At 74.3% G+C, this 12,537-nt stretch carries 8 protein-coding genes; 6 read left to right on the forward strand and 2 right to left on the reverse strand.

What is annotated here, in order from left to right; all coding sequences use genetic code 11:
- Positions 1–38: 38 nt before the first annotated feature.
- Positions 39–1,385, reverse strand: a complete 1,347-nt coding sequence (locus ABD832_RS19255; protein WP_344897035.1) for a cation:proton antiporter — start codon at positions 1,383–1,385, stop codon at positions 39–41.
- A 261-nt stretch (positions 1,386–1,646) separates the two neighbouring features.
- Here ABD832_RS19255 and ABD832_RS19260 point away from each other — a divergent pair, with 261 nt between their 5' ends.
- The 4 genes from ABD832_RS19260 to ABD832_RS19275 all read left to right on the forward strand — a co-directional run bounded on the left by ABD832_RS19260 (position 1,647) and on the right by ABD832_RS19275 (position 9,031).
- The gene (locus ABD832_RS19260; protein WP_344897038.1) at positions 1,647–3,128 is read left to right on the forward strand and encodes a helix-turn-helix domain-containing protein; all 1,482 of its coding nucleotides are present in this window, start codon (positions 1,647–1,649) and stop codon (positions 3,126–3,128) included.
- A gap of 237 nt (positions 3,129–3,365) precedes the next feature.
- Positions 3,366–4,415 (forward strand): FecCD family ABC transporter permease, encoded by a 1,050-nt coding sequence (locus tag ABD832_RS19265; protein WP_344897041.1) that lies wholly within the window; start codon positions 3,366–3,368, stop codon positions 4,413–4,415.
- Positions 4,412–5,440: a FecCD family ABC transporter permease gene (locus ABD832_RS19270; protein WP_344897044.1), complete on the forward strand. Its 1,029-nt coding sequence runs from the start codon at positions 4,412–4,414 to the stop codon at positions 5,438–5,440. The genes ABD832_RS19265 and ABD832_RS19270 overlap by 4 nt, the downstream gene beginning before the upstream one ends.
- A gap of 87 nt (positions 5,441–5,527) precedes the next feature.
- Positions 5,528–9,031, forward strand: coding sequence for a non-ribosomal peptide synthetase (locus ABD832_RS19275; protein WP_344897047.1), 3,504 nt, complete (start codon positions 5,528–5,530; stop codon positions 9,029–9,031).
- A gap of 138 nt (positions 9,032–9,169) precedes the next feature.
- Here the strand turns inward: ABD832_RS19275 and entS are convergent, their stop codons facing one another.
- The gene (entS, locus tag ABD832_RS19280; protein WP_344897050.1) at positions 9,170–10,465 is read right to left on the reverse strand and encodes an enterobactin transporter EntS; all 1,296 of its coding nucleotides are present in this window, start codon (positions 10,463–10,465) and stop codon (positions 9,170–9,172) included.
- Positions 10,466–10,542: 77 nt separating this feature from the next.
- On the opposite strand from entS, the gene panD reads away from it, so the two are divergent.
- Both panD and ABD832_RS19290 read left to right on the forward strand, forming a co-directional pair.
- Positions 10,543–10,950, forward strand: coding sequence for an aspartate 1-decarboxylase (gene panD / locus ABD832_RS19285; protein WP_344897053.1), 408 nt, complete (start codon positions 10,543–10,545; stop codon positions 10,948–10,950).
- A gap of 3 nt (positions 10,951–10,953) precedes the next feature.
- On the forward strand, positions 10,954–12,525 hold the full coding sequence (locus ABD832_RS19290) for a (2,3-dihydroxybenzoyl)adenylate synthase (protein WP_344897056.1): 1,572 nt from the start codon (positions 10,954–10,956) through the stop codon (positions 12,523–12,525).
- The last annotated feature ends 12 nt before the right edge of the window (positions 12,526–12,537 follow it).

Raw genomic sequence — 12,537 nt, forward strand, 5'->3', positions numbered from 1 at the left:
CGGCCCGCCGCCGTCGGAGACCACGCCCCGGTGGCGGGTCACACGATCGGATCGGCACCGCCCACCGGCTGCCGGGTCCACGCCTGGTGCTCGGCCTCGCGGATCCTCTCCTCGGAGGTCTGCTCCACCTTGGCCATGGCGAGCCGCAGGATCGGCGGCGCCATCAGGGACGTCACGATCGCCACGAGGATCACGATGGTGTACGCCTCCACGCTGAGGATCCCCAGCCGCAGGCCGACCATGGCGACCACGACCTCGATCACGCCGCGGGCGTTGAGCCCGGCGCCCAGCGCGAGCGCCTCCCACCGGTTGAGCCTGCTCAGCCGCGCCCCGGCGTAGGCGCCCAGGAACTTGCCGATGATCGCGATGGCCAGGATGGCCAGACCGGCGAGCAGCACCTCGGGCCTGGCCAGCGCGGTCAGGTCCATCCGCAGCCCCGCGGTGGCGAAGAAGATGGGCGCGAACCCCGAGAGCACGACCGTGCGCAGCGGGGCGAGCTTGGTCGGGTCGACCTTGCCCGCGGTGGTGATCAGGATGCCGCAGATGAACGCCCCGAAGACCGCCTCGAGACCCAGGGCGTGGGTCCCGGCCCCGGCGAGGATCACGAGGACGGCCGCGGCGGCGACGGTGGGACCGGGCTCGTCGGACCGGGCGGCGAGCCGCAGGGTGTGCCTGACCAGCGGACGGCCGAGGGTGAGCGCGAAGACGATGATGGCGACCAGGTAGGCGAACGAGGTCAGCACCGTGGCGGTGGAGACGGCGTTGACCGCCATGGCGCTCACGATCGACAGCATGAACCAGCCGAAGGCGTCGTCGATCATTCCGGCGGTCAGCGTGAGCTGGCCGATGTTGCGGTGCAGCAGGTTCATGTCCATCAGGGTCTTGGCGATGACCGGGATCGCGCTGACGCACATCGCCACGCCCATGAACAGGGCGAAGACCGTGACGTCGGTGCCTTCGGGGATCAGTGCCTTCGGGAGCACGAAGCCGGCGCCGATGCCCAGCGCCAGCGGGATGACGAGGCCGCCGATGCTGACGCCGGCGGCCGTGCCGCCGCGGCGGCGGACCAGCCCCATGTCCATGTGCATGCCGGTCAGGCCGACCAGCAGCAGCACGCCGATCTGACCGACGGCGTCGAGCAGGTGGTACTGCTCGGGGACGGCCGGGAAGAGCCAGCCGTACACGCCCGGCGCGGCCCAGGCGAGGAGGGAGGGGCCGAGGATCACGCCGACGGACAGTTCCCCGACGACGGCGGGCATGCCGAACCGGGCGGCGAGGCGTCCGAGGGACACCGCCAGCATGAGCAGGATCCCGACCTGGAGCAGGAAGACCAGCAGTTCATGGGCGGCGATCGGCGCTATGGGAGCGGCCAGGGAGGGGGGCATCGTTCTCCTTCGACGTCTCAGAGTCGGTAGAAGAAGTACCCGGTCTCACTTGGCTCCCACTTGCATCCGAATCACAACGACCATCACATCGCCCTCCGCCCCGGGCCCTTCGGATGATCCCGGTGGAGCGAGTTCAAAACGGTTCGCCGTCACGACGCCGCTGGCCACGAACGGCAGTACGATCTACTGTAATTGACAGTAAACCGTGCGTAAGGAGTGGGACGTGAATCTCATCGTGCCCCCGGCGGAACGGCTCCGGTGATGGCCGGTCAAGCGACCATCGGCGACCGCGTCCGCGGACTGCGGCTGAACAAGCACATGTCCCAGGCACAGCTGGCCGGACAGGACCTGTCGGACAGCTACGTGTCGCTCATCGAGTCCGGCAAGCGGACTCCCACCCCGGTCGTCACCCGCCTGCTGGCCGACCGGCTCGGCTGCACCGCGGAGTTCCTGCTCCACGGGATCGAGCCGCACCAGCGCGTCGACACCGGGCTCGCCCTGCGTCACGCCGAGCTGGAACTGCTCTACGGCGACCCGGCCCTGGCGTCCGGCCGTTTCGCGGCCGTGGTCAAGGCCGCCGACCACGACGGGGCCGTGCTCGGCGCCCAGGCGCGGCTCGGCCAGGCCCGTGCCCTGGAGGCGGAGGGCCGTACGGCACAGGCGGTCGAGGCCTACGAGCGGCTCCGCCGTGAGGCCGCGGCGCATCCCGAACGCCTCGCCGACCTCCCGCTCGTCGTGGCGCTCTGCCGGTGCTACCACCGCGCCGGCGACACGCTGCGCGCCGGGGACCTCGGCGCCGAGGCCGTCGCCATGGCCGACCGGCTCGGGCTGGACCGGGGTGACCTGGCCCTCGACCTCGCCGCGGTGCTCGCCGAGACGGAGATCGACCTCTCCTATCCGGAGCGGGTGCTGACGGCGTCCGGCGCCCCCCAGGTCACCGGCTCCGGCTCGGAGGCCCTGGAGCTGTGGCGGGCCAGCCTGGCCGCGGCCGGGGAGGACTCCATGCTCGCCGTGGTGCTCGCCGACGACGCCGTCGCCGCGGGCAGGCCCGCGCGGGAGGCCGGCCGCTACGTGCGCGGCGCCATGCACTGGGCATGGCTCGCCACCGCGCGGCCCGGCGGCGCCGACCTGACCCGGGCGGGAGAGTTCGCGGCCTCCGCCGTCGACGTCCTCTCCACGCTGGCACCCGGAACGCCCGAGCATGCCCGCAGCCTGCTCGTGCTCTCCCGCGTACGACTGCGCGCCGGCGTGAACGGGACGGCGGGCGCCGCCGGCCTCGGCGGCACGGGCCGGACGGGGCTCTCCGAGCCGCTGGACGACGTCGCCGCCCTGGTGGACCGCGCGCTCACCCTGCTCGACGGCGCGCGCGGCACGGTGCCGGCCATGGCGTCCGTGATCCTGGCCGAACTCGCCCTGGCACGCTCCAAAGACGCCGCACCGGCGCTGGCGGAGGCCGAGCGCCTGCTCGACGCGACCCCGGCGACCCCGGCGGACCTGGCGGCTCCGTCGAGCCCGGCGGCCCCGGCCACCGGCCGGGAGACGGCCCGGCTCTGGCGTGAGATCGGCGACCTGTGGGGGCGGGCCGGATCGCCGGCGGGGCAGATGAACGCCTACCGCAGGGCTCTCGAGCTCATCGGTGTCGCGGCGCGTCCCGAGACGCCACCGGCCCCGGCGCGGTACGCGGTGGCGGGCCCGGCGATCCCGGTACGCTCCGGCGCCCCGGCGGGGCCCGGAACGGGGTGAGGGACGGCCCGCTCCGGCCCGGAACGAGGTGAACGACGGGACGGGGTCGGGGTGAACGGCGTCCCGGGGGAGCGGGGAACGGAGAACGGGGTGAGCGGCGGGGCGGGGACGAGGTGAGCGGCGGCTCGACAGGGCCGGCGGCGACGGCCGAGAGGGCGACGGTGTCGACGTGGCGACGGTGTCGACGCGGCGGGGTGTCCGTCGCCGAGTCGGTTAGGTTGGGCTAACTTGAAGCGCGTGCCTCCCCCCGTCGTCTCCTCTCCCGTCGCGCCTCCCCCCGCGAGGAGCGCGTACCTGCCCGGCCGGTTCACCGCCCTGTGCCTGCTCGGCGCCATGCTGCTGCTCACCGTGCTGGCGAGCATCGTGATCGGCGCCAAGCACATCCCGCCGGGCCAGGCCCTGGCCGCCGTCCTCGCCCCGGACGGCTCGGAGAACGCGCTGATCGTCCAGCAGCTCCGGCTGCCGCGGACCCTGCTGGGCGTGGGCGTCGGCGCGGCGCTCGGCCTGGCGGGCGCGCTCATGCAGGCGCTGACCCGCAACCCGCTGGCCGAGCCCGGCCTGCTCGGCGTCAACGGGGGCGCCGCGGTGGCCGTGGTGACGGTGATCGCCCTGTTCCGGGTGGACGACGTCCTCGTCTACGTCTGGGCGGCGTTCCTCGGGGCGGCCGGGGCGGCCGCGCTGGTCTACGCGGTCGGGACGCGCGGCCGTTCCGGCGCCACCCCGGCCCGGCTGGTACTGGCCGGGGCCGGGATCAACGCGGTGTTCAGCTCCCTGACCGCGGGACTGATGCTGCTCAGCCCGCGCAGCTTCGGCGGCTTCCGGTTCTGGCAGGTCGGCTCGCTCTCCGGGCGCGACCTGGAGGTCTTCCTGCGGATCGGCCCGTTCCTGCTGGCCGGTACGGTGCTGGCGCTCCTGCTGGCCCGTCCGCTCAACGCGCTGGCGCTGGGGGAGGACACCGGGCGGGCGCTGGGCGCGCGGCCCGGCCGGACCCGTGCGCTGGGGGCGCTGGCCGTCGTGGTGCTGTGCGGTGCGGCCACCGCGGCGGTGGGGCCGATCATGTTCCTCGGGCTGGCGGTGCCGTTCACGGTCCGCGCCTTGGCGGGGCCGGACCAGCGCCGGGTGCTGCCGTACTCGCTGCTGCTGGCGCCGGTGCTGCTGCTGTGGGCCGACATCCTCGGCCGCGTGGTCGCGGCGCCCGGGGAGCTGGAGACGGGGCTGGTCACCGCGTTCCTGGGTGCCCCCCTGCTGGCGCTGATGGTCCGACGCGGAAGGGTTCCCCAGCTGTGAGCACGAGTCGTGTCCTGCGCGCCGGGACGTTCTCCCTGCGGTGGGAGCCGTGGTCGGTGGCGGTCTGCGCCGTCCTGACCGGCATCGCCCTGGGGGCGGCGGTGGTCGTGGTCGGCACCGGCGAGCTCCCGCTCTCCGTCACCGAGGTGCTGGCCGCCCTGACCGGGCAGGGGGACCGGGCCACCGAGTTCATCGTGCTCAACCTCCGCCTGCCCCGGGCCGTCACCGGCCTGCTCGCCGGGATCGCCCTCGGGCTGAGCGGCGCGATCTTCCAGAGCATCACGCGCAACCCGCTGGGCAGCCCCGACCTGATCGGCTTCACCACCGGTTCGGCCACCGGCGCGCTGGTGCAGATCCTCGTCGTCGGCGGCGGGGCCCTGGCCGTCGCTGCCAGTTCCGTGCTGGGCGCGGTGCTGACCGCGCTCGCCGTCTACCTGGTCGCCTACCGCGGCGGGGTGCACGGCTACCGGCTGGTCCTGGTCGGGGTGGCCGCGGCGGCGATGCTCGAGTCCTTCAACGCCTACCTCATCACCCGCGCCGAGCTGCGCGAGGCGTACGAGGCGGCGTTCTGGCTCACCGGCAGCCTGAACGGCAGGAGCTGGCAGCACGCCTGGCCGCTGGCCGCGGCCATGGTGGTGCTGGTACCGGTCGCGCTGGCGTTCGGCCGCCGGCTGCGCATGGGAGAGCTGGGTGACGACGCCGCGCTCGCGCTGGGCGTGCCGGTCCAGCGGACCCGGGCCGCGCTGGTGGTGACCGGCGTGGGCCTGGTGGCGGTGGCGACCGCGGCGGTGGGCCCGGTCCCGTTCGTCGCGCTGGCCGCGCCGCAGCTCGCGCGCAGGCTCACCCGCCGCCCGGGGACGCAGCCCGTGCCGTCCGCGCTGATGGGGGCGGCGCTGCTGGTCTTCAGCGACCTGGTGACGCTGCACCTGCCGATCCCGCTCCCGGTCGGCGTGGTCACCGGTGTGCTGGGCGGGGTGTACCTGGTCTGGCTGCTGTCCAGCGAGGGGGCCAGGGGGCGGGCGTGAGCGGCCTGCGGAGCTCCGGCCCGGTCGTGCGTTGACGATCGAACACGCCTAAATTAGGTTAGCCTTACCTGATTAAAGGGGAGCTCTGTGCTGACCAGGGAAGAACTTCACGATTCGCTGACGGAACTGCTCGGAGAGCCGGTGGAGGCGGACGACAACCTCATCGAGCTGGGCATGGACTCGATCCAGCTGATGGGGCTGACCGGCCGCCTGCGCCGGCTCGGTGTCGAGGTCGGTTTCGCCGAGCTCGCGCGCCGGCCCACGCTGGCCGAATGGTGGGAACTGCTCGCCGAGCGCGGCGTCCTCGCTCCCGGCGGGGACGGCGCCGCCGCCTCCACCACGGCCACGGCCTCCGGTACGACCCCCGACGCGGCCCCGGGGACGGGACACGGCACCGAGACCGGCGCCGCCGAGGACGTCGAGGATGCCACCGAGGACGCCACCGAGCCGGACGGGCCCTTTCCGCTCGCGCTCATGCAGCACGCCTACTGGATCGGCCGTGACTCCGGCCAGTCGCTCGGCTCCGTCGCCGCGCACCTGTACGTGGAACTCGACGGCCGCCGGGTCGACCCCGGCCGCCTGGAGCGGGCCGTCGTCGCGCTCGTCGAACGGCACCCGATGCTGCGGGCCGCGATCCGCGACGACGGCACCCAGGTCGTCCTGCCGGAGCGGCCCGGACCGGCCGTCACCGTGCACGACCTGCGTACCGTCCCCGACCCGGAGGCGGAGCTGGAGCGGCTGCGCGCGGAGATGTCCACCCAGCGGCTCCCCATCGAGACCGGCCGGGTCTTCGACGCGCGGCTGAGCCTGCTGCCCTCCGGCGAGGCCCGGCTGCACCTGGACGTCGACATGGTCGCCGCCGACGCGATGAGCTACCGCACGATGCTGGCCGACCTCGCCGCGCTGTACGAGGGCGAGAGCCTGCCGCCGATCGGCTACAGCTACGCGCGCTACCTGGCGGCCGACCCGCGCGCGCAGGCCCGCGAGCGCGACCGGCGCTGGTGGGCCGGACGGCTCGGCGAGCTGTCCGGCCCGCCCGAGCTGCCGGTCGTCGCGCAGCCCGGCGACCGGGTCGTGCGCAAACACCACTGGCTGGCCCCCGACGACAGGCGGCGGCTGATCGCCCGCGCGCACCGCGAGGGCGTCACCCCGGCCATGGCGCTGGCCGCCGTCTTCGCCGAGGTCATGGGCGCCTGGTCGGCGACGCCGCGCTTCCTGCTGAACCTGCCGCTCTTCCACCGCGAGCCGATCCACCCCGACGTGGACGCCCTGGTCGGCGACTTCACCGGCTCGGTCCTGCTGGAGGCGGACCTGTCGCGGGAGCTGCCGTTCACCGAGCGCGCCCGCGAGCTGCAGGCGCTGCTGCACACGGCGGGCGAGCACAGCGACTACTCCGGCGTGGAGGTGCTGCGGGACCTGTCGCGCTCGCGCGGCGAGCAGGTGCTCGCGCCGATCGTCTACACCAGCGCGCTCAACCTCGGCGAGCTGTTCGGCGACCGGGCCCGGCGCGCCTTCGGCGAGCCGGAGTGGATCATCTCCCAGGGGCCGCAGGTACTGCTGGACGCGCAGGTCACCGAGGTGTCCGACGGGCTGCTGCTCAACTGGGACGTCCGCGACCCGGCCTTCCCCGAGGGGGTCGCCGACGCGATGTTCGCCGCCTACACCGGCGCGATCACCCGCCTGGGCGCGTCCGACGCGGACTGGGACGAACCCCTGCGGATCGGCCCGTCCCCCGACCGGCTGCGCCTGCGCCACCGGCTCAACGCCCAGCCCCCGCCGCCCGCCGGGACGCTGCACGAGGGGTTCTTCGAGCGGGCGCGCACCACCCCGGACCTGCCGGCCCTGCACTGGGGCGAGAACGGCACCCTCACCTACGGCGCGCTCGCCGACCGGGCGCTGCGCGTGGCCGCCCACCTGAGGGACGAGGGGGTACGGCCCGGCGACCGCGTCTCGGTCGAACTGCCCAAGGGCCCCGACCAGGCCGTCGCGGTGCTCGGCGTGCTGGCCGCCGGTGCCGCGTACGTCCCCGTGGGGTCCGGGCAGCCCGCCGCGCGCCGCGAGCGGATCCTCACGACCGCCGGGGTCGCGGTCTCGCTCACCCCGGACTCGCTGGCGGCGGCCGTGACGCACCCCGCGCCCGCCGGCGCACCGGTGGCCGTCACCCCGGACCGGGTCGGGTACGTGCTGTTCACCTCGGGGTCCACCGGGGAGCCCAAGGGCGTCGAGGTCTCGCACCGGGCCGCGATGAACACCATCGGCGACCTGGTCGAGCGGTTCTCCATCGGCGAGGGGGACGTCTCGCTCGCGGTGTCGGCGCTCGACTTCGACCTGTCGGTGTTCGACCTGTTCGCGCTCTGGTCGGCGGGCGGCGCCGTGGTGCTGCCGGACCAGGAGGAGCGGCGCGACGCCACCCGCTGGGCCGAGCTGGCCGGACGCTGGTCGGTGACCGTGCTCAACTGCGTGCCGTCGGTGCTGGAGATGCTGCTGCAGACCGGCCCCGTCCCGAGCCTGCGGCTGGTGCTGCTCGGCGGCGACTGGGTCGGCACGCACCTGCCCGCGCTGCTGCGGGAGCGCTCACCCGGCTGCAGGTTCGTCGCGCTCGGCGGCACGACCGAGACGGCCATCCACTCGACCGTGCTGGAGGTCGACGGCGAGGTTCCCGCCGACTGGACGGCGATCCCGTACGGCGTGCCGCTGCGCGGGGTCGCCTGCCGGGTCGTGGACGAGCTGGGGCGGGACCGTCCCGACTGGGCCCAGGGCGAGCTGTGGATCGGCGGCGCGGGCGTCGCGGACGGGTACACCGGCGATGCCGAGCGCACCGCGGACCGCTTCGTCGTCCACGAGGGCACCCGCTGGTACCGGACCGGGGACATGGCCCGCTACCGGCCGGACGGCACGCTGGAGTTCCTCGGGCGGCGCGACCACCAGGTGAAGGTCCGCGGCTTCCGGATCGAGCTCGGCGAGGTCGAGGCCGCGCTGGAGAGCCACCCCCGGGTCCGCCGGGCCGTCGGCCTGCTCGCGGACGCGCGGCTGGCCGCGGCGGTGGTGCTCACCGGCGAGCCCGGCCGGTCCAGTGAAGCGGAAGAAGGCGCCACCGCGGACCTGCTCGTCCACCTGCGGGAGCTGCTGCCCCCGCACATGATCCCGGACCTGCTGGTGCCGGTGGAGGCGCTGCCGCTGACCGCCAACGACAAGGTGGACCGCAGGGCGCTCACCGCCCTGGTCACCGCGGCGGCCGGGCAGGCGGGCGCCCCCTACACCGCCCCGGGAACCGCGCTGGAGCGGGTGCTCGCCCGGATCGTCGGCGAGGTGCTGGACGTGCCGAGGGTCGGCGCGCACGACGACATCTTCGCGCTCGGCGGGGACTCGGTGCTGGCCACCACGGTCATCGCCCGGCTGCGCGAGGCGCTCGACGCGTCGTCGCTGCCGTTGCGGGCCCTGTTCACCGAGCGGACCGTGTCGCGCATCGCCCACCGGTTCACCGAGACGGAGGAGACGCCCGGCAGGCTGGAGGCGGTCGCGGAGATCTGGCTCGCGGTGGAGGGCATGTCCGAGGACGAGATCGACGAACGCCTGGAAGCCGGGCGGTAGCCCGCAGGTCCCGTGGGCGCCGGTCGTGTCCGCGCCGGCCCCGTGGGCGTCGGCCGTGTCCGGAGCACCGGACGGGCGCCCCGGAACCGGCGGGACCCACCGGACCGGCCGGGAGCCGCCGGGACCCGGCGGCCCGTCTCACCGGGTCCCGGCCTCCTCGCCCCGGCCCTCGTGCTCGCCCTGGTCCCCGTGCTCGTCCCCGTGCTCGCCGGGGGCCAGGGTCGCGCCGCGCAGGCCGGTGAGCGTCAGCGCCAGCGCCAGTGCCAGCGCGGCGCTGGCGGCCCCGTACACGACGATCGCGGTGCCGGGGGCCAGGTAGCGGCCGAGCGCGCCCGCGCCGAGCGAGCCGACGGCCTCGCCACCGGTCTCCTGGGCCGACCACAGGGCGTTCACCCGCCCGAGGTAGCCGTCCGGGGTGTGCGCCTGGATGAGGCCGTAGCGGAGGATCTCCTCGATGGAGGCGACCAGCCCGTACCCGAACAGGATCGCGACGGCGAGCGCGGGGTGGCGGGCCAGCCCGAGGCAGGCCAGCAGGGCGAACCCGCAGACCGACGCGACGAGCAGCGCCTTGCCCGGAGAGCGCGAGCGGCCCGTCCAGCCGCTGGTGACCGCGCCGAGCACCGCGCCGCAGGCCGGTGCCGCGTACAGCAGGCCGACCGTGGCCGGGCCGCCGCCGAGCTGCAGGGACGCGAACGCGGGCATCAGCACCGGGATGCCGCCCGCCACCATGAACAGCAGGCCGAGCAGCATGAGCGACCCGACGACGCGGTGCGAGGCCACGAACCGCAGTCCCGAGCCGATCGCCCGCAGCGGGTTCTCGGTGACCTCGGAGACCGGCCTGAGCGCGGGCAGCCTGGCCAGCAGGCCGAGGGTGGCCAGCGTGCCGGCGGCCGCGGCCGCGTAGTTCCAGCCGACCCCGAACGCCGACACGGTCAGCCCGCCGAGCGCGGGGGAGAGCATCGAGCCCAGCCGTACGGTCAGCGCGTTGAGCGCGCCCGCCGCCACCAGCCGGTCGGGCGGCACCAGCGCCGGGGTCGCGGCCAGCAGCGCGGTGACGCTGACGCCGGTGGCCAGCCCGTCCCAGGCCGCGAGCACGTAGATCGCCGCCAGCGAGGGGGACGGCAGGAAGGCGTTCAGCGTCAGCAGCGAGAAGCCGAGCCCGGCCGCGGTCCGCGCGACGAGCATCAACCGGCGCCGGTCGTGCCGGTCGGCCAGCACCCCGCCCCACAGGAAACCCGCCAGCAGGGCGAAGCCCTCGGCCGAGGAGACCGCGCCGACGTGCACCGTCGAGCCGGTCATCGCGTACACCTGCACCGGGACCGCCACCATGAGCATCCCGATGCCGAAGACCGAGACGGTGCGCGCGATGAAGACGTCGCGAAAGGCCCTGCTGGTACGGAGCGGGCCGATGTCCATTGCCAGATGGCGGAGCATCTTCGGGGTTCTCCTCGACATGCAGAGTGGATAAGGTGAGCCTTACCTTAGTTGACCTTAGGGAAAGAGGGCAGACAGTGCAGCGGGTCCTTATGAACGGAAAGATCCACCGCGCCACGGTGACCCAGGCGGACCTGCACTACGTGGGTTCCCTGACGATCGACGCCGAACTGATGGCCGCCGCCGACATCGTCGAGGGGGAGCAGGTCCACATCGTCGACATCGACAACGGTGCCCGCCTGGTCACCTACGCCATCACCGGTGAGGCGGGCAGCGGGGTCATCGGCGTCAACGGTGCCGCCGCCCATCTGGTGCATCCCGGAGACCTCGTCATCATCATCTCGTACGGCACCTTCGACGACGCCCAGGGACGGGCGCACCTGCCCAAGGTGGTCCACGTGGACTCGGCCAACCGCATCGTCGCCCTGGGGAACGACCCGGCCGAGCCGGTCCCCGGCGAGCCGGCCCAGCTCGCGGGGCGGTGAGACGTGGAAGGGTTCACCCCCTGGCCCGAGGAGTTCGAGGCCCGGTACGTGGCCGAGGGCTACTGGAGCGACCGCCTCCTCGGTGACGTGCTGCGCGGAGGCGACCCGGAGCGGGTCGCGCTGGTCGCCGGGGACGAGCGACTGACCTACGCCGAGCTGGACCGGCGTGCCGGGCGCACCGCCGCGGGTTTCGCCCGGCTCGGCATCCGGCGCGGCGACCGCGTCGTGGTGCAGCTGCCCAACACGTCCTCGTTCGTCGTCGTCTTCCTGGCGCTGGTGCGCATCGGCGCCGCCCCGGTGCTGGCCCTGCCCGCGCACCGCAGCAGCGAGATCGGCTACCTGTGCGAGCTGAGCGAGGCCAGGGCGTACGTCATCCCGGACGTGCACGGCGGGTTCGACCACCGCGAGCTGGCCCGCTCGCTTTCCGTCGAGCACGTCGTGGTGGACGGGGACGCCCAGGAGTTCCTCGCGCTGGCCGACCTCGAGGCCGACCCCGGTGAGGTGTCCTGCGAGCGGCCCGATCCGGCCGACGTCGGGGTCTTCCTGCTCTCCGGCGGCACCACCGGCCTGCCCAAGCTCATCCCGCGCACCCACCGCGACTACGTCTACAACCTGGAGGCCAGTGCCGAGGTGTGCGGGTTCACCCCCGCGACCGTCTACCTCGTGGTGCTCCCGGTGGCGCACAACTTCGCGCTCGCCTGCCCCGGGGTGCTCGGGGTGTTCGCCAGGGGCGGCACGGTCGTGCTGGCGCCCTCGGGCTCTCCCGACGAGGCGTTCCCGCTCATCGAGCGGGAGCGGGTCACGGTCTGCGCGATGGTGCCGCCCATCGCGCTGCTCTGGCTGGAGGCCGCCTCCTGGTCCAAGGAGGACCTGTCCTCGCTCGAACTGCTCCAGGTCGGCGGCGCCAAGTTCGCGGCCGAGCGGGCCGCCCAGGTCCCCGGCGTGCTGGGCTGCGCGGTGCAGCAGGTGCTGGGAATGGCCGAGGGGCTGCTCAACTACACCCGGCTGGACGACCCGAGGGAGCTGGTCGACACCACGCAGGGCAGGCCGCTCTCACCGGCCGACGAGATCCGCGTGGTCGACTCCGAGGGCGCCGAGGTCGCCCCGGGGGAGGTCGGCGAGTTGCTCACCCGCGGCCCGTACACCCTGCGCGGCTACTACCGCGCGCCCGAGCACAACGCGCGCTCCTTCACCCCCGACGGGTTCTACCGCACCGGTGACCTGGTGCGGCAGCTGCCCACGGGACACCTCGTCGTGGAGGGCCGCGCCAAGGACCAGATCAACCGCGGCGGGGACAAGATCTCGGCCGAGGAGCTGGAGAACCACCTGCTGGCCCACCCGGCGGTGCACGACGCCGCGGTGGTCGGCATACCGGACGCGGCGATGGGGGAGCGGACCTGCGCCTTCCTGATCGTCCGCGGCCAGGCGCCGACGCTGCGGGAGGTCAAGGCGTTCCTCAAGGAGCGCGGCGTGGCCGCCTACAAGTGGCCCGACCGGATCCGGCTGGTCGAGACCTTCCCGCGCACCCCGGTCGGCAAGGTCAGCAAGAAGGAGCTCGCCACCGGCCTGGGCTGAGCGTCCTGGCAC

The organism is Streptosporangium longisporum, assembly GCF_039534895.1.
GTDB classification, from domain to species: Bacteria; Actinomycetota; Actinomycetes; order Streptosporangiales; family Streptosporangiaceae; genus Streptosporangium; species Streptosporangium longisporum.

Bases quoted from the DNA above. Each gene is read 5' to 3' on its own strand.
- ABD832_RS19255 (WP_344897035.1), bottom strand. From the start codon at position 1,385: ATGCCCCCCTCCCTGGCCGCTCCCATAGCGCCGATCGCCGCCCATGAA.
- entS (WP_344897050.1), bottom strand. From the start codon at position 10,465: ATGCTCCGCCATCTGGCAATGGACATCGGCCCGCTCCGTACCAGCAGG.
- ABD832_RS19260 (WP_344897038.1), top strand. From the start codon at position 1,647: ATGGCCGGTCAAGCGACCATCGGCGACCGCGTCCGCGGACTGCGGCTG.